18 protein-coding genes are annotated in these 22,884 nt (G+C 61.9%); 13 read left to right on the top strand and 5 right to left on the bottom strand.

Translation table 11 applies throughout. From position 1 onward, the window contains the following. Positions 1–367 precede the first annotated feature (367 nt). Both ABC383_RS09830 and ABC383_RS09825 read left to right on the top strand, forming a co-directional pair. On the top strand, positions 368–604 hold the full coding sequence (locus ABC383_RS09830; protein WP_413013551.1) for a hypothetical protein: 237 nt from the start codon (positions 368–370) through the stop codon (positions 602–604). An 82-nt stretch (positions 605–686) separates the two neighbouring features. Beyond that, a complete protein-coding gene (locus ABC383_RS09825) occupies positions 687–2,405 on the top strand; it encodes an LTA synthase family protein (RefSeq protein WP_413013550.1) in 1,719 nt (572 codons plus the stop codon). On the opposite strand, the gene ABC383_RS09820 is transcribed toward ABC383_RS09825, so the two are convergent. Then, the gene (locus ABC383_RS09820) at positions 2,377–3,183 is read right to left on the bottom strand and encodes a glycosyltransferase (protein ID WP_413013548.1); all 807 of its coding nucleotides are present in this window, start codon (positions 3,181–3,183) and stop codon (positions 2,377–2,379) included. The two genes, ABC383_RS09825 and ABC383_RS09820, sit on opposite strands and share 29 nt — an antisense overlap. 135 nt (positions 3,184–3,318) lie before the next feature. Between ABC383_RS09820 and ABC383_RS09815 the strand changes: the two genes are divergently transcribed. The 10 genes from ABC383_RS09815 (at position 3,319) to ABC383_RS09770 (ending at position 13,470) form a co-directional block, all read left to right on the top strand. Next, positions 3,319–4,257 (top strand): UDP-glucose 4-epimerase family protein, encoded by a 939-nt coding sequence (locus ABC383_RS09815; RefSeq protein ID WP_413013546.1) that lies wholly within the window; start codon positions 3,319–3,321, stop codon positions 4,255–4,257. Next, on the top strand, positions 4,254–4,814 hold the full coding sequence (locus ABC383_RS09810) for a sugar transferase (protein WP_413013544.1): 561 nt from the start codon (positions 4,254–4,256) through the stop codon (positions 4,812–4,814). Before ABC383_RS09815 ends, ABC383_RS09810 begins: the two co-directional genes overlap by 4 nt. A 323-nt stretch (positions 4,815–5,137) precedes the next feature. After that, entirely contained in the window at positions 5,138–6,124 is a 987-nt protein-coding gene (locus ABC383_RS09805) for a glycosyltransferase family 2 protein (protein ID WP_413013542.1), read from the top strand. Beyond that, positions 6,114–6,479, top strand: coding sequence for a GtrA family protein (locus ABC383_RS09800; RefSeq protein ID WP_413013540.1), 366 nt, complete (start codon positions 6,114–6,116; stop codon positions 6,477–6,479). Before ABC383_RS09805 ends, ABC383_RS09800 begins: the two co-directional genes overlap by 11 nt. A gap of 162 nt (positions 6,480–6,641) precedes the next feature. Beyond that, positions 6,642–8,576, top strand: coding sequence for a polysaccharide biosynthesis protein (locus tag ABC383_RS09795; protein ID WP_413013538.1), 1,935 nt, complete (start codon positions 6,642–6,644; stop codon positions 8,574–8,576). 106 nt (positions 8,577–8,682) lie between these two features. Beyond that, entirely contained in the window at positions 8,683–10,059 is a 1,377-nt protein-coding gene (locus ABC383_RS09790; RefSeq protein ID WP_413013537.1) for a phosphomannomutase/phosphoglucomutase, read from the top strand. Positions 10,060–10,096: 37 nt separating this feature from the next. Next, positions 10,097–11,086 carry a lipopolysaccharide heptosyltransferase I gene (gene waaC / locus ABC383_RS09785; RefSeq protein WP_413013535.1) on the top strand — a complete coding sequence of 330 codons (990 nt, stop codon included), beginning with the start codon at positions 10,097–10,099 and terminating at the stop codon, positions 11,084–11,086. Positions 11,087–11,120: 34 nt separating this feature from the next. Further along, the gene (kdoO, locus tag ABC383_RS09780) at positions 11,121–11,996 is read left to right on the top strand and encodes a Kdo hydroxylase KdoO (protein ID WP_413013533.1); all 876 of its coding nucleotides are present in this window, start codon (positions 11,121–11,123) and stop codon (positions 11,994–11,996) included. Continuing rightward, positions 11,996–13,270 carry a lipid IV(A) 3-deoxy-D-manno-octulosonic acid transferase gene (gene waaA / locus ABC383_RS09775; protein WP_413013531.1) on the top strand — a complete coding sequence of 425 codons (1,275 nt, stop codon included), beginning with the start codon at positions 11,996–11,998 and terminating at the stop codon, positions 13,268–13,270. The genes kdoO and waaA overlap by 1 nt, the downstream gene beginning before the upstream one ends. 5 nt (positions 13,271–13,275) lie before the next feature. After that, positions 13,276–13,470 carry an oxidoreductase-like domain-containing protein gene (locus ABC383_RS09770; protein ID WP_413013529.1) on the top strand — a complete coding sequence of 65 codons (195 nt, stop codon included), beginning with the start codon at positions 13,276–13,278 and terminating at the stop codon, positions 13,468–13,470. 18 nt (positions 13,471–13,488) lie between these two features. Here ABC383_RS09770 and ABC383_RS09765 read toward each other — a convergent pair whose 3' ends face one another. Beyond that, positions 13,489–14,880 carry a peptide MFS transporter gene (locus tag ABC383_RS09765; protein ID WP_413013526.1) on the bottom strand — a complete coding sequence of 464 codons (1,392 nt, stop codon included), beginning with the start codon at positions 14,878–14,880 and terminating at the stop codon, positions 13,489–13,491. 405 nt (positions 14,881–15,285) lie between these two features. Here ABC383_RS09765 and ABC383_RS09760 point away from each other — a divergent pair, with 405 nt between their 5' ends. Beyond that, positions 15,286–16,707 carry a leucine-rich repeat domain-containing protein gene (locus ABC383_RS09760; RefSeq protein ID WP_413013524.1) on the top strand — a complete coding sequence of 474 codons (1,422 nt, stop codon included), beginning with the start codon at positions 15,286–15,288 and terminating at the stop codon, positions 16,705–16,707. A 186-nt stretch (positions 16,708–16,893) separates the two neighbouring features. Here ABC383_RS09760 and ABC383_RS09755 read toward each other — a convergent pair whose 3' ends face one another. The 3 genes from ABC383_RS09755 to ABC383_RS09745 are packed head-to-tail and all read right to left on the bottom strand — an operon-like array spanning position 16,894 to position 22,694. After that, complete coding sequence (locus tag ABC383_RS09755; protein WP_413013522.1) at positions 16,894–18,312, bottom strand: efflux transporter outer membrane subunit; 1,419 nt, start codon at positions 18,310–18,312, stop codon at positions 16,894–16,896. Next, on the bottom strand, positions 18,309–21,461 hold the full coding sequence (locus ABC383_RS09750; protein ID WP_413013520.1) for an efflux RND transporter permease subunit: 3,153 nt from the start codon (positions 21,459–21,461) through the stop codon (positions 18,309–18,311). Before ABC383_RS09750 ends, ABC383_RS09755 begins: the two co-directional genes overlap by 4 nt. A gap of 12 nt (positions 21,462–21,473) precedes the next feature. Beyond that, on the bottom strand, positions 21,474–22,694 hold the full coding sequence (locus ABC383_RS09745) for an efflux RND transporter periplasmic adaptor subunit (RefSeq protein ID WP_413013518.1): 1,221 nt from the start codon (positions 22,692–22,694) through the stop codon (positions 21,474–21,476). Between the last annotated feature and the right edge of the window lie 190 nt (positions 22,695–22,884).

Raw genomic sequence — 22,884 nt, 5'->3', positions numbered from 1 at the left:
AAGCAAAAGCCGCGTTGACCAAAAGCACTGTAGATATCCAGGGTGCGTCAGGCCTGCCTTCACAGACTGCTCATCCTTTCTTGCCCGCAAGGCGTCTCTCTGCCTCCCCAAACTATCCCGGATTGCGAGCCTCGCGCTGAATGCAGGTGGAATTTCAACGACGCATCCTGCAGCAAAGCTGATTCCCGGAATGATGTGAATCTGTACCTCCTCCCGGTCTGCCACCTGAAATAATGTAAAAATGTATGACGGAATTTAGCAACAATGTTGCCAAAATTTACTTTTCATGATAGTTTCCCGGCGAAAATAAGGTAGGATGCTGCCCTGTTGCAGGCATCAAGCATTGCGCTGTGTGGGGAAATCGGGCATGGGAGTTGCCCTTCATTTAATAGATTACATTTTGAAGCTGGAGTCGGCGGTGCATTTCCTGCGGCTCGCAGGCCATTGGATGCAGGAACACGCAACGCAATTTTTGAGCTTTCTAAGTCCAGGCGCTTTTGAAGTATTTTCGCCCTTGGCGAATGCTTATATTTTCAGCCATTTATGTGCCGGCTCCTTCCAGCAGGAAGCATTTCGTTTCTTATCATGGATCATGCTGCACTGAAATGATTTATTCAAAATTTAACAGCGCATTTCTGATGGGTCTGATTTTTTAAATTACGATCACGACTATTTAAGACGATTTCATGAATTTTTCAAAATTTTCCCGCCTCCTTGTTTCGCTTGCCCTGATTTATTTTTCGGTAGCGCATGCCAGCGGTTGGGAATTCGGCGTGAAATCGTTTTTTCTGGATCAGCCGAAACTTCTGCCGGTCTATGCTGTCATTTTTTTGCTGCTTCCTTTTCTTACCCTTTTTCAGTCTTCCTTGTTTTTGTCTTTCATCATCGTGCTGCTGGGCGAGGTAAGTTCCACCAAGCTGGCAATGAACGGTGAACCCTTGGGATTTTACGATTTTCTGGCAATCAGGCAGGTCAGCCAACTTCCCAGCTACGCGCCATCGACCATTCTCTGGCTATCCGTTGGCTTGCTTCTCGTCTGCTTCTTCATCATTTATTCGGCTTGGCGCAATGGCTTCCGCAAGAGAAATTCATTGAAATTCGCATTTTTAGGCGGGCTGGTTTCTATTTTTTCTTTATACCCGCATTTCACTGAACACAAGGATTCGCCGCTAATTAGCCAACGCTTCTTTTCCCAATTTCTCGGATTGGAATATGTGGGCTGGCATATGGTGACCGACGTCCGGAAGAACGGACTTCCTTTTCATCTGATCTACACCAGTAAAAAGCGTCTTATCCAGAATATACCGCCCAGGGAAACAGCTTCCCTGGCATTGAAGTTGAAATCTTCCAAGGCTGCGGGAGGCAGCAAGTTGCCTTTGCCAAGGAAAATCATTCTTGTTCTGTGTGAGGCATGTTGGGACGTGGGAGCGCAACAAGGAAAATCCAGCTTTTTCAGCCTGTTGGAAAATGGTTTTACCCTTACTGAAATGGTGTCTCCGGTTTTTGGCGGCGGCACCGCGAACGCCGAATTCGAAGTGCTGACGGGCCTGCCTTCCTCGAAACTGACGGGATATGTGTACCAGGAGTATCAGGATGAACTCTCGCCGCAATCCGTCACTTTTCCCAGTGAGCTGAAAAGGCTGGGCTACCGTTCATATGCAATGCATAACTTCCACCGCGGCTTTTATCACCGCGACAAGATCTATCCCAAGATGGGATTCGAGAAGTTCGTCTCGCTGGAGCAAATGAATTACGAAGGCGATGAATTTTTTCCGCGCGACTCGCTGCTGTATGAGGCGGCGCAGGGTTTGTTAAACACCCCGGAAGAGCGCGTTTTTCTCTCCGCAGTGACGGTATATACCCATGGGCCGTATGTCGAGAGCGAAGGGGACGGCGGGCTGAACGAATATGAAAAACGCCTGGAAAAATCGGTGTCGGATCTTAATGATTTCGTGACGATGCTTGATCAACAGGGGGCTGACTATCTGGTGGCAGTCTATGGCGACCATAAACCTTCGATGGCGAAATATTTCTTCGACAGACATATCCTGCCGGGACGCGTTTTTACTAAAACCGGTGACACCAATATGGATTTTCAGATCGATTCGGAAAACGACAGGAACCAGGACCTGATCGGCAAGGTGCCTGTTCTGATCAAGTCCAGTGCCAGGACAAGAAGCGTTGAAAATCTGGTCAGGAAACTCAAGGAGAAGCCGCTTTACTGCCTGACGCCATCCATAGTTTCCTGGTTAAAAGTAGAAAGCGATCCTTCCTTTTACATGATGTCGGGCATCTGTGAGAGCGCACGGGGCGGATATGCGAGCTACCCCAATCGTTATCCGGATGCCCTCTATGAACGCAATTTGTTCCGGGGTTTCAGCGATTTCGCAAAAGCCGATTTTTAGCCTTGGTAAGGGTGTGCAGAAAATACGCCTTTGACAGAAAAAAACGCAAAGCGCTTTGTAAATGCCATTTGAGAAAACGGAATTCCCTGTGACTGCTGCGCTGGGCATGATGTATCGCGACCGCTTCCTTGAGTACATAGATGTCTATTCCTGAAAGGCGGGCGCGAGCGCATAAATCTACGTCTTCGTAATAAAGGTGGTACTTCTCGTTAAAGCCGCCCAATCTCTGAAAAACCTGGCGTGGCATTGCCATGAACATGCCTGCCACCCAATCCGGGGCGAGCAGGCTTCCAAGGTCCGGTATTTTTTCGACATGCATGTCGCGGCGCAGAATTTTCGCCGCCAGCTTCGCCGTCAGGCTCAACGGACTGGGGAAGTGGCGGGCACTATCCTCGATTTTCGAATCCGGTCCGAGAATTGTCGGTGCACAAATGCAATGGTCGCATTGTTGCAAAAGTTCGAGAATGGGTTCAAACGGGTCACGCTCAAGACTGATGTCCGGATTAAGCACGACGAAATTCTTCCCAATGCTGCTGGCGAATGCCTTGTTGTGGTTCTGACCAAAGCCAGCCGGCAGCCGGTTGCGGATTTCCCTGATTTGCAAACCGGGGAATTTCTCCGCGAAGGAAATGGATTCGCTGGTCAGATTCCAGGTGATGATCACTTCAAGATCTTCGCGCTGAAGACGCAGGATATCCTTCAGCAAGGATTCGATGAAATCCGCATGACCATGACTGACCACGGAAATGGAGAAATTGACGCCGCTAGCGAGATGCATGTTTGCTGTCTTATGCTGGTGCATGATCCGGTGAATCGAATTGGGCGGTCATTATAGGTGGGTTAAGATCCTTGAACCGCGTGAGCCGAACAGTTTTCATTACAATACCGGCACTCGGCTATTTTTGGACCAAATGTGATAAAGACGCTTGTGACCGGCGCTGGTGGGTTCGTCGGATCGGCTGTATGTAGTGAAATGAAAAGTCGGGGCATGGATCATGTGCCTGCGGTCAGGACCGGCCGGAATGCATCCCACCGCGTCGTTGGTGATATTGGCGCTGGTACCGACTGGCGCGATGCGCTGTCCGGTTGCGACACCGTGCTGCACGTTGCGGCACGCGTTCACCAAATGAACGATACCGCATCCGATTCCATGGCCCTGTATCGCAGCGTGAATGTGGACGGCACGATCAATCTTGCGCGGCAGGCCGAGGCCGCAGGCGTGCGGCGCTTTGTGTTCGTCAGTTCAGTCAAGGTCAATGGCGAGACGTCGGTCGGAAAGCCGTTTTCCGCCGGCGATGTCCCCGCGCCCGCTGACGCATATGGTCTTTCGAAGTGGGAAGCAGAGCAGCAGTTGCGCGCCATGCGGCGATCGTCCATGGAGATGGTGATCGTGCGGCCGCCGCTGGTCTATGGACCCGGCGTGCGCGCAAATTTTCTTCAACTGATGAAGATCGTGCAACTGGGCCTTCCCTTGCCTCTGGGCGCCGTCGCCAGTTCCCGAAGCCTGGTCGGCATCGATAATCTGGTGGATTTTTTAATCGTGTGTCTGCTGCATCCGGGCGCCGCAGGAAAAACATGGATGATTTCCGACCAGCACGACGTTTCCTTGCCCGAACTGGTGAGAATGATTGCTGCTGCGATGCACAAGCCGGCGCGGTTGTTGCCTGTTCCTGTCTGGCTGCTGAAGACCGGCGCCGGTCTGATCGGGAAAACGGCCATGATGCAGCGGCTTACCGACCCACTTGTTGTCGATGCAAGGCCGGCCAGAGCCGAACTGGCATGGCGGCCGCCCGTCACAATGGAGGCAGGCATTCGCCGTACCGTTGAACACTTTCTGTCTGGGCGCGCATGAAACGTCTGTTCGATCTGTTGCTTGGCTGCTTTCTGACCCTGGTTTTGCTGCTGCCGTGCCTGTTCGTTGCATGTGCCGTCAAATTCACTTCCCCCGGTCCAGCCCTTTACTGGTCCGACCGCGTCGGTCGCAAAAACGCCATCTTCCGCATGCCCAAGTTTCGCACCATGCGCACGGACACCCCAGCAGTCGCCACCCACCTGCTCGGCAACCCGGACCAGTTCCTGACCCCCATCGGTTCCTTCCTGCGCAAAACCAGCCTGGATGAATTGCCGCAGCTGTGGAGCATCCTGAAAGGCGACATGAGCTTCGTCGGGCCGCGGCCGGCGCTGTTCAACCAGTATGACCTGATCGAACTGCGCACCCGCTACCACGTGGACGCGTTGCTGCCCGGACTGACCGGCTGGGCGCAGATCAATGGCCGGGATGAACTGGCGATTCCGGACAAGGTGAAACTCGATGTCGAATACCTGCAACGGCAATCCTTGCTGTTCGATCTCAATATCCTCGTTCTTACCTTCCTCAAAGTAGTGCGTCGCGAGGGCGTCACGCATTAGCAGGCTGGCTTGATTCAAGCTGGACAATTGGGCAAGCCTTTGCAGACAAGCAAAAGGCGGCTTGTCCATGGATGCTATCTTGTGCTGCCCGGCCAGTCCGGGATATTCAAGGCAGTTAACCGGCTTCGGTGACCTGTTCCGTGGTGTCGCTCGCGGCGTAAAGTAGCCGGTTCAGCATCTTGCATTGAACGCAGGAAAGGGCGTGTCAGCGCATTTGCCTCGGTGAATGCACTGGATACGCAGCACTCATCATGATCAACAATACAACTTCGTTTTTTACCGATTCCAGGCCGGAGGTTTGTGAATTCCCCCAGGAGCAGGAAATGCCTGCACGCCGCATTGCAGTTGTCATTCCAAGCTACAAGGTAACCCGCCATATTCTCGGCGTCATTGACTCCATCGGCCCGGAAATTTCGGCTATTTATGTCGTCGACGACAAATGCCCTGACGGCAGCGGCGACCTGGTGACGGCACAGTGCCGCGATAACCGGGTAGTCGTGCTGCGGCATGAGGTCAACCAGGGCGTCGGCGGCGCGGTGATGACGGGTTACCGGGCGGCAGTGGCCGATGGCGCCGAAGTGATCGTCAAGATCGACGGCGACGGCCAGATGGACCCGAACCTGATCTCGTCCTTCGTTCAGCCCATCCTGGATGGCGAGGCGGACTACACCAAGGGCAACCGCTTCTTCAATCTTGACGAGATCGGCAACATGCCGCCGGTGCGGATGTTCGGCAATGCGCTGCTGTCGCTGATGACCAAGCTGTCATCCGGCTACTGGGATATCTTCGATCCCACCAATGGCTATACCGCGATCCACGCCAATATCGCCGGGCAGTTGCCCTATGCAAAGATCAGCAAGCGCTATTTCTTCGAGACCGACATCCTGTTTCGTCTGAATACCCTGCGTGCCGTGGTGCAGGACGTGCCGATGGATGCCACCTACGGCGACGAGGTGAGCAACCTGAAGATTTCCAAGATCGTCGGGGAATTCATGGGCAAGCACATCCGCAATTTCGGCAAGCGGATTTTCTACAACTACTATCTGCGCGACATGTCGCTGGCCTCGCTTGAACTGCCGCTGGGCGTGGTCTCGCTGCTGTTCGGCCTGATCTACGGCGGGCTGCGCTGGGCTGGATCGAGCGAGGCGGGCGTTGCCACGCCGGCCGGCACCGTGATGCTGTCGGCGCTGCCGGTCATCATGGGCATCCAGCTGATTCTTGCCTTCTTCTCCTATGACATTGCGTCCGTGCCGTCACGGGCCGTGCATCGCAGCGCCCGTTTTGCAAGGAGGCGCTCGCGTGGTGCTTGATCAGCGGTTTCTCATTTACCTGGCTGGCGGTGCGCTGAGCGCGGCGATCGATGTCGGCCTCTTCCAGGCGCTGCTGGTCTACGGCGCCAGCCTGGTGGTTGCCACATCAACCGGCTTTTTCGTTTCACTGGTGGTGAATTATCTGTTTCATGCAAAGTTCACCTTTACCTCTGCCGCACGTACCTCGTCGTTCGGAAAATACCTGGTTGTGGTGGCCTTCAATTACGGGATTGCACTGGGCATGGTGTCGCTTGCAGCGTCCTTGCTGGGGAGCCCGCTGACTGGAAAGATCCTATCCCTGCCTGTGATTGCCATCATTGGATTTCTTGCTGGGAAGCATTGGATATTCAAGTAAATATGTTTTTAAGGAATGAAAAATTGCTGTTCTCACGATTTTTCAAATTCTTTAACAAAGGCTGCGGTCGATCAATTAATTCGAAGACCGGCCAACGTTGAAATGCTGCAAAGCGGCATCGCCGGTTAAAATGCTGTTTTTATTGCACAAAAACCGGCGTCGATGAGAGCCATTCTCGAATTATCCCGTTTCAAGAAACAGCTCCTGGCAGCCAGCATCGATGCCGTCATGCTGCCGCTCACGCTCTTCTTCGCCATCTGGCTGCGCTACGACCATGTCGACCTGTTGCTCATCAAGCAATATGCCTGGTTGATGCTGGCCGCGCCGCTGGTCTCCATCCCGGTCTTCATCCGCATTGGCCTGTACCGGGCCATGATCCGCTTCATCGATCCGAAAATCGTCTATGTGGTTGTGCTGGGCGTGTCGCTGTCGCTGGTGGTCCTGGTCACGATGTCGGCCATCGTCACGCGCCTGGAAGGCTTGTCGCGCGGCGTATTCGGCATCTACTGGGTCAGCGCCATCCTGTACATGGTGGCCGGACGCTTCATTGCGCGCGGCTACTTCATCCGGGCGATGGGTCCGCTGGACGGCACCCGGGTAGCCATCTACGGCGCCGGCAATGCCGGCGTGCAGCTGGCCAGCGCCTTGCGCATGGTGCCTGACTACACCCCGGTGGCCTTCATCGACGACAACCGCGACCTGCAGGGCGCCACCATCGCCGGCATCCGGGTCCATGGTTCGGACAATCTGGAGCGGCTGATCACCCGGCGCGCCATCAAGGAAATCCTGGTGGCCATGCCCAGCCTGAGCCGCGCCCAGCAGAAGACCATCCTGAACCGGCTGGAACCGCTGAAGGTCAAGGTCAAGATCACGCCGCCGGTGGGCAGCCTGCTGTCCGGCCAGCTGCGCCTGCAGGATGTGCGCGACATCGAGATCGAGGATCTGCTGGGGCGCGACCCCGTCGCGCCGGACATGGGCCTGCTGTCCTCCTGCATCACCGGCAAGTCGGTGCTGGTGACGGGCGCGGGCGGCTCCATCGGCTCCGAACTGTGCCGGCAGATCGTGCGCCTGAAACCCAGCCGCATGCTGCTGCTGGAAAGCGCGGAATTCAATCTCTACAGCATCGAGCAGGAACTGCAGGGCATGCGCCAGTCGCTGGGCATCGAACTGGAACTGATTCCTTTCCTGGGCTCTGTGCTGGACCAGCAGAAATGCACCCGCATGCTGCAGACCTTCGACGTCGATACCATCTACCACGCTGCGGCCTACAAGCATGTGCCGCTGGTGGAGCACAACCCGGTCGAGGGCATACGCAACAATGTATTCGGCACGCTGGCCATTGCGCGCGCCGCGGTCGACGCCCGGGTCGGCCGTTTCGTGCTGATTTCCACCGACAAGGCGGTGCGGCCGACCAATGTGATGGGCTGCACCAAGCGCATGGCGGAACTGATCCTGCAAGCCTTTGCCCGCGAGCAAAAACATACCCGCTTCTGCATGGTACGGTTTGGCAACGTGCTTGGTTCCTCGGGTTCGGTGGTGCCGCTATTCCATAGCCAGATCATGGCCGGCGGCCCGATCACCGTGACCCATCCTGAAATCACCCGCTACTTCATGACCATTTCGGAAGCTGCGCAGCTGGTGCTGCAGGCCGGCGCGATGGGCGAGGGCGGCGACGTGTTTGTTCTGGATATGGGCGAACCAGTTAAAATCATCGACCTTGCCAAGCGCATGATCCACTTGAGCGGCTACGAGGTCAAAAGCGATGCCACGCCGGAAGGCACGATAGAGATCCGGCAGATCGGCTTGCGTCCCGGCGAAAAGCTGTATGAGGAGCTGCTGATCGGCGCCAATGCCCAGGGCACCGGGCATCCGCTGATCATGCGAGCGCAGGAGGCGGAGCTGGCATGGCCGGCGCTGCAGCGCATCCTGGACCGTCTCAACGAGGCCTGCAACCGCTTCGACGTGGAGACCGTGCGCGCGCTGCTGCTTGAAGCGGTGTCGGAATACGCGCCGCAATGCGGGATCGAGGATTTTATCTGGACCGCGCGCACCGCGCGCACCAGGCCGGAGACGGCACGCATTCATGCCGTGAAATGAGCATTGCGCAATGGCCCCGTGCCGATTGCCATTGCTCCTGAACAGAGCGGCGCCGGCGGAATGCCGGCGCTTTTGCCAACCGAGACAACGAAACGACAAGACAACCATGCTCAATCTCTCTCCCTCCATTTTCAAGGCCTACGACATCCGCGGCATCATCGGCAAGACGCTGGACGAATCCGTGGCGCGCCGCATCGGCCAGGCCTTTGGCACCGCTGTGCGGGCCAAGGGTGAAACCACGGTTGTCATCGGCCGCGACGGCCGCTTGTCCGGCCCGGGGCTGGCCGCGGCGCTGGCCGAAGGCCTGCAGGCCGCCGGCGTGGACGTGATCGACATCGGCGTGGTGGCCACGCCCATGGTCTACTTCGCCACCAGCACGCTGGAGGCGCGCTCCGGCATCATGGTGACCGGCAGCCACAATCCGCCGGACTACAACGGCTTCAAGATGGTGCTGTCGGGCGAGGCAATCTACGGCGACGCCATCACCGCGCTGTACCGCACCATAGACAGCAATGGCTACGCGAGCGGGCAGGGCAGCTACCGGCAGCTGGACATCCGCAACGACTACCTGCAGCGCATCATCGGCGACATCAAGCTGGCGCGGCCGATGAAGATCGTCATCGATGCCGGCAACGGCGTGGCCGGCGCCTTCGCGGGCGACCTGTACCGTGGCCTGGGCTGCGAAGTCACCGAGCTTTTCTGCGAGGTTGACGGCAACTTCCCGAATCACCATCCGGACCCGGCGCACCTGGAAAACCTGGAAGACCTGATCCATGCGCTGAAGACCTCCGACGCCGAGCTGGGCCTGGCCTTCGACGGCGACGGCGACCGCCTGGGCGTGGTCACCAAGGATGGCCAGGTGATCTTCCCCGACCGCCAGCTGATGCTGTTTGCCAAGGATGTGCTGTCCCGCAATCCCGGCGAAAAGATTCTCTATGACGTCAAGTGCACCCGCCACCTGGCAAGCTGGGTCACGCAGAACGGCGGCGAGCCGCTGATGTGGAAGACCGGCCATTCGCTGGTCAAGGCCAAGATGCGCGAGACCGGCGCGCCGCTGGGCGGCGAGATGAGCGGCCACATTTTCTTCAAGGACCGCTGGTATGGCTTCGACGACGGCATGTATGCCGGCGCGCGCCTGCTGGAACTGATGAGCCGCGAGAGCGATCCGTCGGCGGTGCTCAACGCGCTGCCGCAGTCCACCAGCACGCCCGAGTTGCAGCTGAAGCTCAATGAAGGCGAGAACTTCGCGCTGATCGAGAAGCTGCAGAAGGAAGCGCAGTTCCCCGGCGCCGACCAGGTCATCACCATCGATGGCCTGCGCGTCGAATATCCGGACGGCTTCGGCCTGGCGCGCTCGTCCAACACCACGCCGGTGGTGGTGATGCGCTTCGAGGCGGAGAACGATGCGGCGCTCGCGCGCATCCAGTCGGAGTTCAAGCGGGTGATCCAGGCTGCCAAGCCGGACGCCGCGCTGCCTTACTGACGCGTCGATGCATCCGGCAGTCCGGCGCGGAGCCGGCATGAAGATATTGATCGTGCGGGTTTCTTCGCTGGGCGACGTGGTGCATAACATGCCCATGGTGGCCGACCTGCGCCGCCATGCGCCCGATGCGCAGATCGACTGGGTGGTGGAGGAGGCGTATGCCAGCCTGGTGCGCCTGAACGACGGCGTGCGCAACGTGATCCCGGTGGCATTGCGGCGCTGGCGCAAGAGCCTGGCCTCGGCCGCCACGCGCGCCGAGATCCGCGCCTTTCGCACGGCGCTGCGCGCTACCGACTATGACCTGGTGTTCGACACCCAGGGCCTGTTCAAGACCGGCCTGTTGATGCGCATGGCGCGGCTGGCGCCGGGCGGACGCCGCATCGGCCTGGCCAACGCCACCGAAGGTTCTGGCTACGAGGCGGTGTCCCGCGTCTTTCATACGAACAGCATCGCGGTGGGCAGGCGTACCCATGCGGTGCAGCGCGCGCGCGAGGTGGCGGCCGGTGCGCTGGGCTACCAGGTCAGCGGGCCGGCTGACTTCAATCTGCAGCCGCCGACGCTGCAGCCGGACTGGCTGCCGCCGGAGCCTTATGCGGTGTTCTTCCACGGCACCGCGCGCGCAGCCAAGCAGTGGCCGCAGCAGAACTGGATCGCGCTCGGCAATCGCCTTGCCGCGCAGGGACTGGCCGTGCTGCTGCCATGGGGGAGCGCCGCGGAACACGAGGCGGCGCAGCAAATTGCGGCCGGCATTCCCGGCGCGCGGGTGCTGCCGGCGCTGCCGCTGATGGAGGCGGTCACACTGGCCCAGCGCGCGACGCTGGCGGTGGGCGTCGACACCGGCCTGACCCATATCGCCGCGGCCTTCTGCCGGCCCACGGTGGAGCTGTATTGCGATTCGCCGCGCTGGAAGACCGAGGGCAACTGGTCGCCGCGCATCATCAATCTCGGCGACCAGGGCATGCCGCCCGACGTGGCGCAAGTGGAAGCGGCGGCGCTGTCTGTACTGGAACGCCAGGCCATTCGTTAGCCTGATACCGACCCGACACGGCATAATACGGCTGATGGAACAGCAAATCATTGATCTCGACCGGCGCGACTGGGACGCCGGCTCCGAACCAGCCAACCCCGAATGGATCGCCGCGCTGGAAGCCGGCAAGGTGCTGCACTTTCCGCGGCTGCCGTTTGCATTGCAGCCGGGCGAGGAAGCCTATCTGACGCCGGACGTGCGCGACCCCAAGGTGCGCAACATCAGCCTGGACGCCAACGGCGGCCTGAAAGGCACGGTGCTGGACGCTGCCGGCCAGGCTGGCCTGGCGCGCATGGTCGGCCGCTTTCGCCAGCAGGCCCAGACCCTGGTGGCCCAGCTGCTGCCGGCCTATACCGGCAAGCTGCGCAGTGCGCCCACGAGCTTTCGCCCGTCGCAGGTCGAGACGCGGGCGCAGTCGTGGCGCGCCGACGACCGCCGGCTGCATGTCGATGCCTTTCCGTCGCGGCCCAATTACGGCGAGCGCATCCTGCGCGTGTTCACCAACGTCAACCCCGAAGGCCAGCCACGCGTCTGGCGCGTGGGCGAGCCGTTCGAGGACGTTGCCCGGCACTTCCTGCCGCGCATGAAAAAGTATTCGCCGGTGCAGGCGCGCCTGCTCCGCGCGCTGCATGTGACCAAGTCGCTGCGCAGCGAATACGACCACCTGATGCTGCAACTGCATGATGCAATGAAGTCGGACCTGAATTACCAGCGCGATGCGCGCCAGGTCACGATGCCGTTCGCGCCGGGCGCGGTCTGGGTCTGCTTTTCCGACCAGACTTCGCATGCGGTCATGTCCGGCCAGTACATGCTGGAGCAGACCTTTCATCTTCCCGCGGATGCCCAGTACGATCCGGCATCCAGTCCCCTTGCCATCCTGACGCGGCTGACCGGCCGCACACTGATCTGATGCGTCTGCTTTATTCGTTGTTGTGGTGGGTTGGCCTGCCACTGGTATTGATGCGCCTGTGGTGGCGCGGCCGCAGGGAGCCGGGCTATCGCCGGCATATCGGCGAGCGGCTGGGCTTCTACAAGGATGCCGCGCCGGCGCCGGGCAATCAGCTGATCTGGCTGCATGCGGTATCGGTCGGCGAAACCCGCGCCGCCGAGCCGCTGATTGCCGCGCTGCTGGATGTCTATCCCGACCGCAGCCTGCTGATGACCCATATGACGCCGACCGGCCGCGCCACCGGGCGCGAGCTGTATGGCCACTATGGCGACCGCTTCCACCAGGTCTACCTGCCGTACGACACCGGCTGGATGGTCAAGCGCTTCCTGAAGCATTTCGCGCCGCGCCTGTGCATCCTGATGGAGACCGAGGTCTGGCCCAATCTGATCGCCCAGTGCAACGTGCGCCACGTGCCGGTGGCGCTGGTCAATGCGCGGCTGTCGGCCCGTTCGCTGGCGCGCGCCGGCCGCTTCGGCGGCCTGCTGCAGAAGGCCGCGCAGGGCATTGCCTGCATCGCCGCCCAGACCGAGGCCGATGCCCAGCGCCTGCGCCAGGCCGGCGCCAACAGCGTGGAAGTCACCGGCAACATCAAGTTCGACGTCAGCCCGACGCCGGCCATGCTGGATGCGGGCGCGGCCATGCATGGCCGCTTCGGCAAGCGCCCGGTGCTGCTGTGCGCCAGCACGCGGGAAGGCGAGGAGACGATGATCCTGGATGCGCTGGTCCAGACGGAGACGCCGCTGGGCGAAGCGCTGCTGGTGATCGTGCCGCGCCATCCGCAGCGTTTCGACGACGTGGCGCGCGAGATCGAGGCGCGCGGCCTGGCCTACCGGCGCCGTTCCTCCCTGGGATACGAGGTGCCGCCCGAGGTGCGCGTGGTGCTGGGCGACTCGATGGGCGAGATGTTTGCCTATTACGTTGCCGCCGACCTGGCCTTCATCGGCGGCAGCCTGGCGCCGCTGGGCGGGCAGAACCTGATCGAAGCCTGCGCGGTCGGCACGCCGGTGCTGATCGGCCCGCATACCTTCAACTTCAGCGCCGTCAGCGAGGACGCCATCACCGACGGCGCGGCGATCCGCGTCGACAGCGCCGCCGCCATGCTGCAGCAGGCGGCCGCGCTGCTGACCGATGGCGACGCGCGCAAGGCCATGGGCATGCGCGCCCGCGAATACGCGCTGCAGCACCGCGGCGCCACCGCTCGCACGGTATGGCTGCTGGCGCCCCTGCTTGGATGACGACGATGGCTACCCGTATCTCTCACGACCCCCGCCCGCTGCCGCCCGAGCAGCCGGGCGACGATGAATGCTGCCGCAGCGGCTGCGATCCCTGCATCTTCGATCTCTACCAGCAGGAGCTGCAGCAGTACCGGGAGAACCTGGCGCGGTGGGAGGCGCGGCAGGCGGCAAGGCAGGGCAGCGAGGGCGAGGCGCAATAGACGGTGGCCGCGCCCGTGCTACATGCCCTGCACGGTGCGTCGCAAGCCCCTTGCCAGCAGCATCAGGATGATGCTTGCCGCAAGCGAGAGCGCAATCATCAGCCCGAAGAAGCGCTCGCTGCCGATGCGCTCGTAATAGCTGCCGAGGTACCCGGCCATGTAGTTGCCGAAGAAGCTGGAGAGCAGCCAGATGCCCATCATCATCGCGATGATCCTGCGCGGCGCGATCTTGCTGACGAAGGACAGCCCGATCGGGGACAGATAGATTTCACCGACCGTGAAGAAGAACACGCAGGCAAGAAGCCATAGCCAGTGCAGCTTGCGGCCGGCGGGCAGGCCATGCATCAGGGCCAGCAGCAGGACGAAGCCCAGCCCCATGATCAGGCAACCCATGCCCATCTTGACGATGCTGCCGGGTTCGCTGGCGCGGCGCGATTGCCAGCCCCAGAAGCGGTTCAGGAAGGGCGTCAGCACAAAGATCAGCAGGGGATTGAAGGACTGAAACCAGCTCGACGGCATTTCCCACCCAAGGACATGCCAGTCGGCCTGCCGGTCCGCCAGCAGTTGCAGCGTATTGCCCTGCTGTTCATAGATGCCCCAGAAAATCACGGTCACGGTGCACACCGCGATGAGCGCAACCACGCGCTGCCATTCCTCGGCAGTGAGCCGTTCCGGCTTCGTTGGACCGGCATGGCTGCGATGCGGACGCGCCGGCTGGCTGGCGGGCGGCAGCCGATGCTGGCCTAAGTGGTACACCGCTAGACCGATGCACATGCCGACGCCGGCCGCGCCGAAACCCCAATGCCATCCCACCTTCTGGCCCAGGGTGCCGCAGACCAGCGGTGCGAGGAAGGCGCCCAGGTTCACGCCCATGTAGAAGATCATGTAGGCACGGTCGCGCCGCGTGTCGCCCGGGGCATAGAGATAGCCGACCTGGGTGGAGATATTGGGCTTGAAGAAGCCGTTGCCCACGATCAGGAACAGCAGGGCCAGCAGGAAGAACCGTTCGCTGGCCATCAGGAAGTGGCCGATGCCCATCAGCAGCGCGCCGTAATAGATCGATTTCTTTTGCCCGATGTACTGATCGGCAAGCAGGCCGCCGAACACCGGCGTCAGGTACACCAGCCCGGTATAGAGGCCATAGATCTGGCTCGACAATGCCTGATTGCTGAGCGGGCCGAACAGGGCTTCGATGCCTGACCTGAGCGCGGCAAAGCCCATCACTTCCGCGCCCTGTTCGATTTGCGCAAGCAGGTGCTTGGTCATGTAGAGCACCAGCAGCGCCCGCATGCCGTAGTAGGAAAACCACTCCCACATTTCGGTGAAGAACAGCACGAACAGGCCTTTGGGATGGCCTAAGAAATCGTTCTCCAGCCTGGCTGCCGTACCTGGTGATGTAGCGGAATCCAAGATATCTCCTTGCCTGAGGAAGTCAGGATGGTAACTGCTGTTTGTGGTGGAGAGGTTCGGGCATATCCCGGCTGTTGGCACGAATGGGGGATCACGATCAAAGGCAGAGTGGCAATGAAACACCTGCTTTCCGGAGTGTCACGAGCGGACAACCCGCTTTCCCAGGGGATCTGTTGACACGCCAACGCCACCAGACTGCGATCAGCAAGCATTTGCCCGGGCCGCAGATGCCTTCCAGGACCGGCGGAACACGATTCGGACAATGGTTACCCACGGCTGTCTTTCGCTGATCGCGCAAGTACTACCCGGACGATGCCGCTGCCACGGCGCGAACGAAAGCGCAATCACACCCCGTCACCGCCATTCCCATCGCCTTTATCCCGCTCGTCTCAAGGAGAATATTTCATGCAGCCTGCTTTTTCGCGCTCACGTAGTCATCGTCAGGATGGCCCCGGCTACATCGCTGTACTCAACGATGGCCCAAAAACGACTGCTGAAGGAAGCGGTCCGGCTTTTGAATTGTCCAAACCGTGCCCAGGCTGTCCCGACAACATCGGCCATCAGGTATTCCAGGACTTCATCGAGCAGGGCAAGGTGCCGGACGATCTGGCGGACGTCGTGAATCTTGGAATCTGGTGCATGCGCAACGGCGAGCCGAAGGCATTGGCCCATCTGTTCGAGCACGGTGATATCGGCACAGCAAGCTTCAAGCTGGGACGGTGGAACGATGCGGAACTCGGCGTGGTCATCGATGCGCTTCGAACCACGGCCTGCCTTACCAGGCTCAGTCTGGCTGGCGTGAAGCTTTCCGCGGCAAACCTCGGGAAATTGTGTGACGCATTGCAGTCCGGCATCCGGCTCACTTCCCTTGACCTAGACTACAACCACCTTGGCGAAGAAGCCGTAGCAACCCTTTCCAGCATGCTGGCGGCCAACACGAGCCTGACCGAACTTGATCTATCGAGTTGCGACCTCGACGGCGCAAGTGGCGTTATGCTTGGGCACGCCTTGAGCACCAACAGCACGTTGACCGCACTGAACCTGTTCTGCAATTCCTTGGGTACGGGCGGCGCGCAGGAAATATTGCTTGCCTTGAAGACCAACAAGGCGTTGCTTACCCTGAATCTCAGCGGCAATCAGATTGACTACGGCATTGCGGAAACGATAAGCGATTTGCTGAAGCAAAACAGCACCCTGACCGCACTTCACCTGACCAGCAACAAGATCGGCATGACGGACAAGTTTCGTCGCTCCCGAACGGTCGAGCACATAGTCGACGGATTCCAGTGCAATCCTGTGCTGATACATCTGAGTCTTATGAATAACAACCTGGACCAGTTCATCGAACCCACAATACCTTACCTGTTGGGTGGGCGGCTCGATGACCTCCAGCAGAGAAATCGCACGCTGGCTTCTCTTTCAATGCAGGACGGTGAGAGGTTTGCACAGCCATCCCTGCCGGTTGCTCTGCCCGCAGAAGTGGGACAGCTGCTGTCCCGGTACCTGATTCTCGTCTCCAAAAGCACAGAGCACTATGAGAACACCATCGTCGACGTGCATGCTGCACTGAATGCATGCGCCCGGGAAGCCGAGGCGGAGCGGGCCAGGCAAAACACGGCGCGTTGGCATAGGTTGCATGGGACGTTGGACTGGCATGCAGCCAGCTACTCCTATCCGTCCAGTTCCGCGTATGCGCCGGGCTTGCCGTACGCGCAGATACCGGCGCCGTCGTTGCAGCAGCAGGGCACAGGCGGTCATTCCTCTGCGGCGCAAAACGCAGCGAGCACCGCATCCGCGCCTGTCCCTGATTGCTGCAGGCTGGTTTGACTGGCAACCCTGCAGAGACCTTCAACCTATCCTGTTCGAATGCTCGCGTGGTCTATCCAGCATGCAGAGTAGCCATGCATGAATCGGCAGCCACAGCCGCCCGCTCATCCAGCCCAAAAAAAAGCGCGCACCGGCCAGGCCAGGTGCGCGCTGCATGAATCGTTGCCAGCCTAAGCCGGCAAGGCGTCATTCCACCTTCAACCCACCCCCCAGCGTGCGATACACATCCACCGCATTGGTCAGACGCAGCAGCCTGGTCTGCACCAGGTTCTGCTCCGCGGTGAAAAGCTCGCGCTGCGCGTCCAGCACGTCCAGCGAACTCGATACGCCGGCCCGGAAGCGCTGGTCGGCCAGCTTCAGGCGGTCGGCCTGGGCTTCGCGCACCAGGCGCTGGGCTTCCACCTGCTCCTCCAGCGTGCCACGGGCGACCAGCGCGTCGGCCGCTTCGCGGAACGCGCCCTGTATCGTGCGCTCGTAGTCGGTGACGGCAAGGTCGCGACGCACTACGGCCAGGTCCAGATTGCCGCGGTTGCGGCCGGCATCGAAGATCGGCAGCGTCAATTGCGGCGCGAACGACCACGACATCGTGCCCGAGTCGAACAGGCCCGACAGCGCGGTGCTGGCCGTGCCGAGCGCGGCGGTCAGCGAGATGCGCGGGAAGAAGGCGGCGCGGGCCGCGCCGATATTGGCATTGGCCGCCACCAGGCGCGACTCGGCGGCACGGATGTCGGGCCGGTTGGTTAGCAGGTCCGACGGCAGGCCGGCGGGGATCGCGGTGATCACGTTCTGCGACGACAGGTCGGCGCCGGCCGGCAGATTCTGCAGCGGCGCGCCAACCAGCAGCGTCAGCGCATTGCGGGCCTGCGCCTGCTGGCGCTGCAGCGTCAGCACCGATACCCGCGCCGACTGCACCAGGGTTTCCTGCAGCCGCAGATCCAGCGCGGACGAGGCGCCGACGTCGAAGCGCTGCTTGGCCAGCTTGTAGCCTTCCTCGCGCGACTGCAGGGTGCGCTGCGCCAGCACCAGCTGCTCTCCGGCGCCAAGCTCGCTGAGATAAGCCTTGGCGGTTTCGGCCACCAGGCTGATCTGCGCGGCGCGCTGGGCTTCCTCGGTGGCGAGATAGGCAGCGAGCGCGGCTTCGTTCAGGCTGCGCACGCGGCCGAAGAAGTCCAGCTCGAACGACGCCAGGCTCAGGCCGACCTGGTACACCGTGGTGTTGATCGCGCGGCCCACCGGCGACACATTGGCCGGCGTGCGGGTGCGGGTGCCGCTGCCGACGCCGTTCAGGTTGGGCAGCAGGTCGGCCGACTGCACGTTGTACTGGGCGCGTGCTTCCTCGATGCGCAGCGCGGCGGTGCGCAGGTCGCGGTTGTTTTCCAGCGCCGACGCAATCAGCGACTGCAGGCGCGCATCGGTGAAGAATTCACGCCAGCCGATGTCGACGGCGGCGCGCGCTGGCGTCAGGCCAGGCGCTGCCGCGGCATGCGGCGGAAAGGCCGGCGCCACCGGCGCCTGCGGCCGCACCAGTTCCGGCGTCAGCGAGCAGCCGGCCAGCACCGCCGCGGCGATGGCTGTGACAGCCAGGCGGGCAGGGGACGGGATCATAGTTGTTCCTCATGGGTATGGATGCGGTGGGAGGCGTAGAACTCGCGCTGGCGCTTGCTGCCCTTGAACAGGCTGCGCACCACCACGAAGAACACCGGCACCAGGAAGACCGCCAGCACGGTGGCGGTGATCATGCCGCCCATCACGCCGGTGCCGATCGCGCGCTGGCTGGCCGAGCCGGCGCCGCTTGCAATCACCAGCGGCAGCACGCCCAGGATGAAAGCGAGCGAGGTCATGATGATGGGGCGGAAGCGCAGGTGCACCGCTTCCAGCGTGGCGTCGATCAGGCTCATGCCTTCCGCCTGCAGGTCCTTGGCGAACTCGATGATCAGGATCGCGTTCTTGGCCGACAGGCCGATGATGGCGATCAGGCCCACCTTGAAGTACACGTCGTTGGGCATGTCGCGCATGGTGGCGCCCAGCAGCGCGCCCAGGAGGCCCAGCGGCACCACCAGGATCACCGCCAGCGGAATGCTGGTGCTCTCATACAGCGCGGCCAGCACCAGGAACACCGCCAGCAGCGACAGCGCAAACAGCGCCGGCGCCTGCGAGCCGGAGGTCTTTTCCTCCAGCGACTGGCCAGTCCATTCATAGCCGAAGCCGGTCGGCAGCTGCGAGGCCAGGCGCTCCATCTCGGCCAGTGCGTCGCCGGTGCTGCGGCCAGGCGCGGCATTGCCGGCCAGCTTCATCGCCGGATAGCCGTTGTAGCGGTTCAGCTGCACCGGGCCGGTGTTCCAGGAAGTGCTGGAGAACGCCGAGAACGGCACCATGTCGCCGGCGCTGTTCTTTGCGTACAGCTGGCCGATGTCTTCCGGCTGCAAACGGTCCTCGGCATCGGCCTGGACGATCACCCGCTGCAGGCGGCCCGCATTCGGGAAGTCGTTGATGTAGGACGAGCCGAAGGCGGTGGTCAGCGTGGCGTTGATGTCGGCGAACGACACGCCCAGCGCATTGGCCTTGTCGCGGTCGACATTGACCCGCAGCTGCGGCGTGTCTTCCAGTCCTTCCGGACGCACGCCGGCCAGCACCTTGCTCTGCGCGGCCATGCCCAGCAGCTGGTTGCGCGCTGCCAGCAGCGCGTCATGGCCGAGGCCGGCGCGGTCCTGCAGGCGGAAGGTGAAGCCGGTCGCATTGCCCAGCTCGGGAATCGGCGGCGGATTGACCGGGAAGATGATCGCGTCCTTGATCTGCGACAGCGCGCCGAAGGCGCGGCCGACGAAGGCATTGACCGAATGTTCCTCGCCCTTGCGCTCGTCCCAGTGCTTCAGCGGCGTGAAGGCAAGACCCGCATTCTGGCCGCTGCCGGAGAACGAGAAGCCGCGCACCGCGACGATATGGGCCAGGTCCTTCTGCTTCATGTAGTAGTTCTCGACCTGCTCGATCACCTGCTCGGTGCGGGCGGCGGAGGCGCCCGGCGGCAGCTGGATGTTGGTCACCGCATAGCCCTGGTCTTCGGCCGGCAGGAAGGAGGTTGGCAGGCGCGCATACAGCAGGCCCACGCACAGCAGGATCGCGCCATACACCAGCATGTAGCGGCCGGCCTTGGTCAGCATGCGGCCGACGAAGCCCTGGTAGCGAGTGGCGGTGCGGCCGAAGCCGCGGTTGAACCAGCCGAAGAAGCCGCGCTTCTCGACATGATGGCCTTTCTCCACTGGCTTGAGGATCGTCGCGCACAGCGCCGGCGTGAGCGTCAGCGCCAGGAGCGCCGAGAACATCATCGACGACACCATGGACACCGTGAACTGGCGATAGATCGCGCCGACAGCGCCGCCGAAGAAGGCCATCGGAATGAACACCGCCACCAGCACCAGCGTGATGCCGATGATGGCGCCGGTGATCTGGCTCATGGCCTTGCGGGTGGCGTCGCGCGGCGACAGGCCTTCCTCGCTCATGATGCGCTCGACGTTCTCCACCACCACGATGGCGTCGTCGACCAGGATGCCGATGGCCAGCACCATGCCGAACATGGTCAGCACGTTGATGGAATAGCCGAAGGCGGCCATGGTGGCGAAGGTGCCCAGGAGCGCCACCGGCACCACGATGGTGGGAATCAGGGTGTAGCGGAAGTTCTGCAGGAACAGGTACATCACCAGGAACACCAGGATCACCGCCTCGACCAGGGTCTTGACCACCTCCTCGATCGAGATCTTGACGAAGGTGGAGGTGTCGTAGGGGATCTCGTACTTCACGCCCTGGGGGAAGAACTTCGACAGCTCGGCCATCTTGGCCTTGACCAGGTCAGCGGTCTGCAGCGCATTGGCCGTTGGCGACAGCTGCACGCCGATGGCGGCGGTGGGCTTGCCGTCCAGGCGGGCGGCGGTGGCATAGGCCTGGCCGCCGATCTCAATGGTGGCGACGTCGCGCAGGCGCACGGTGGAGCCGTCCGGATTGGCGCGCAGCACGATCTCGCCGAACTGCTCGGGCGAGGTCAGCTGGCCGCTGACCACCACCTGCGCGGCGATCTGCTGCCGGTTCGGCGCGGGCAGGTCGCCCAGCGTGCCGGACGCCACCTGCGCGTTCTGGGCGCGGATCGCGTTGGAGACGTCGGCGGTGCTCAGCTTGTAGCCGACCAGCTTGGCCGGGTCGATCCAGATGCGCATCGCGCGCTCGGTGCCGAACAGCTGGGCCTGGCCCACGCCCGGCACGCGCCGGATTTCATTCAGTACATTGCGCGAGAGGTAGTCGCCCAGCGCGATCGGGTCGAGCCGGCCGTCGGTGGAGGCGAGGGTGGTGAAGAGCAGGAAGTTGGCGCGCGACTTGGTTACCTGCACGCCCTGCTGCTTCACCGACTCCGGCAGGCGCGGCTCGACCCGCTTCATGCGGTTCTGCACGTCCACCGCCGCCAGGTCAGGATTGGTGCCGGGCAGGAAGGTGGCGGTGACCTGGGTCTGGCCGTTGGACTGGCTCTGCGACTCGATGTACTGCAGGCCGTCGGCGCCGTTGAGCTCCTGCTCGATCAGGCTGGTGACGCTTTCGTCCAGCGTCGCGGCCGATGCGCCGGGATAGGTGGCGGTAATGACGATCTGCGGCGGCGCGATCGTCGGGTACTGGGAGATCGGCAGCGTGCGCATCGACAGGAGACCTGCCAGCATGATGAACAGCGCGATCACCCAGGCAAAGACCGGGCGGTCAATAAAAAACTTGGCCATGTGGCGGCTTCCTTATTTCTGGTTGGCTGCGGCTGCCGGAGCGGCTGGGGCAGCGCCGGCAGCGGCAACCGGGGTGCCGGCCGCGCCGGCCGGCTTCCAGGGCACGCCCTTGGCCGGCGCGCCGGGCTTGACCTTCTGCAGGCCTTCGACGATGACGACATCGCCTTCCTTCAGGCCTTCGGTGACGATCCACTTGTCGCCCTGCACGCTGCCGGTCTTGATCGGGCGCGGCGCAACCTTGCCGTCGGCGGCGATGGTCATCACGGAGGCGCCGTTGTTGTCGCGCTGGACCGCCTGCTGCGGCACCGTGATGGCCGACTCGGCCACCGCCTGCTCCAGCCGCGCCCGCACATACATGCCGGGCAGCAGGAAGCGTTCCGGATTGGGCACGATGGCGCGCAGCGTGATGGCGCCCGAGCTCTGGTCCACCGCCAGGTCGGAGAACAGCAGCTTGCCGGTGCGCGGGTAGGGCGTGCCGTCCTCCATCACCAGCGACACGCTGGCTTCATCCTTGCCGACGGTTTTCAGCTTGCCGGCGGCCAGCGCCTGGCGCAGCCGCATCAGCTCGCTGGAAGACTGGGTCAGGTTGACGTAGATCGGGTCGAGCTGCTGAACGGTGGCCAGCGGCGTGGCTTCGCCCTGGCCAACCAGCGCGCCTTCGGTGACCTGTGCGCGGCCGATGCGCCCGGAAATCGGCGCGGTGACGGTGGCGTAACCGAGATTGAGGCTGGCGGTCTGCTGGGTGGCGCGGGCCGCTTCCAGGTCGGCCTGGGCCTGCTTCTGCGCGGCCAGCGCGTCGTCGTATTCCTGACGGCTGATCGCATTGGTTTCCACCAGCGGCCGGTAACGCTGCACCTTCAGGTTGGCCTGCGCCAGGTTGGCTTCCACACGGGAGCGCGCCGCCTGGGCATTGGCCAGCGAAGCCTGCAGCGAGGCCGGGTCGATGCGAAACAGCACATCGCCGGCCTTCACATCGCTGCCCTCGGTGAACAGGCGCTTCTGCACGATGCCGGGCACCCGGGCGCGCACTTGCGCGGTGCGGGTGGCTTCCAGCCGGCCCGGCAATTCATTGGTGATGGCGATGCGCTCGGGGGCGACGGTGACGACCGACACCTCGGGCGGCGGCATGGCTGCCTGCTGGGCCTGGGCATCGGCCTTCTTGTCGCCGCAGGCGCCCAGCGCCAGCAGCGCCAGGGAGGCGGCTGCCCAGGAAGAACGTTGGAAAGCTGTCATGGAAATCTCACACAAAAAGACCGCGCTGGCACACGGTGGGTTGTCATCGGAAACAATGGATAAGGAATTGGGGTAACGGTGCGGTCAACAGTACGTAGTAACGAAAACCGTCAATATTGCCGTCAAAGTCTGCTAGTATATATACATTCATGAATGTATGTATGGCGTGCCGATGAAGTTTTTTTTCCTG

It is taken from the genome of Noviherbaspirillum phoenicis (genome assembly GCF_047237965.1).
Lineage (GTDB): Bacteria > Pseudomonadota > Gammaproteobacteria > Burkholderiales > Burkholderiaceae_D > Noviherbaspirillum_A.
The sequence above is the reverse complement of the archived record's forward strand: the minus strand, read 5'-3'. Positions and strand labels throughout refer to the sequence as shown.

Excerpts from the sequence above, each read along its gene's own strand:
- ABC383_RS09830 (WP_413013551.1), top strand. The coding sequence starts at position 368 with ATGGGAGTTGCCCTTCATTTAATAGATTACATTTTGAAGCTGGAGTCG.
- ABC383_RS09825 (WP_413013550.1), top strand. The coding sequence starts at position 687 with ATGAATTTTTCAAAATTTTCCCGCCTCCTTGTTTCGCTTGCCCTGATT.
- ABC383_RS09820 (WP_413013548.1), bottom strand. The coding sequence starts at position 3,183 with ATGCATCTCGCTAGCGGCGTCAATTTCTCCATTTCCGTGGTCAGTCAT.
- ABC383_RS09810 (WP_413013544.1), top strand. The coding sequence starts at position 4,254 with ATGAAACGTCTGTTCGATCTGTTGCTTGGCTGCTTTCTGACCCTGGTT.
- ABC383_RS09805 (WP_413013542.1), top strand. The coding sequence starts at position 5,138 with ATGCCTGCACGCCGCATTGCAGTTGTCATTCCAAGCTACAAGGTAACC.
- ABC383_RS09795 (WP_413013538.1), top strand. The coding sequence starts at position 6,642 with ATGAGAGCCATTCTCGAATTATCCCGTTTCAAGAAACAGCTCCTGGCA.
- ABC383_RS09790 (WP_413013537.1), top strand. The coding sequence starts at position 8,683 with ATGCTCAATCTCTCTCCCTCCATTTTCAAGGCCTACGACATCCGCGGC.
- waaC (WP_413013535.1), top strand. The coding sequence starts at position 10,097 with ATGAAGATATTGATCGTGCGGGTTTCTTCGCTGGGCGACGTGGTGCAT.
- kdoO (WP_413013533.1), top strand. The coding sequence starts at position 11,121 with ATGGAACAGCAAATCATTGATCTCGACCGGCGCGACTGGGACGCCGGC.
- waaA (WP_413013531.1), top strand. The coding sequence starts at position 11,996 with ATGCGTCTGCTTTATTCGTTGTTGTGGTGGGTTGGCCTGCCACTGGTA.
- ABC383_RS09770 (WP_413013529.1), top strand. The coding sequence starts at position 13,276 with ATGGCTACCCGTATCTCTCACGACCCCCGCCCGCTGCCGCCCGAGCAG.
- ABC383_RS09760 (WP_413013524.1), top strand. The coding sequence starts at position 15,286 with ATGCAGCCTGCTTTTTCGCGCTCACGTAGTCATCGTCAGGATGGCCCC.
- ABC383_RS09755 (WP_413013522.1), bottom strand. The coding sequence starts at position 18,312 with ATGATCCCGTCCCCTGCCCGCCTGGCTGTCACAGCCATCGCCGCGGCG.
- ABC383_RS09750 (WP_413013520.1), bottom strand. The coding sequence starts at position 21,461 with ATGGCCAAGTTTTTTATTGACCGCCCGGTCTTTGCCTGGGTGATCGCG.
- ABC383_RS09745 (WP_413013518.1), bottom strand. The coding sequence starts at position 22,694 with ATGACAGCTTTCCAACGTTCTTCCTGGGCAGCCGCCTCCCTGGCGCTG.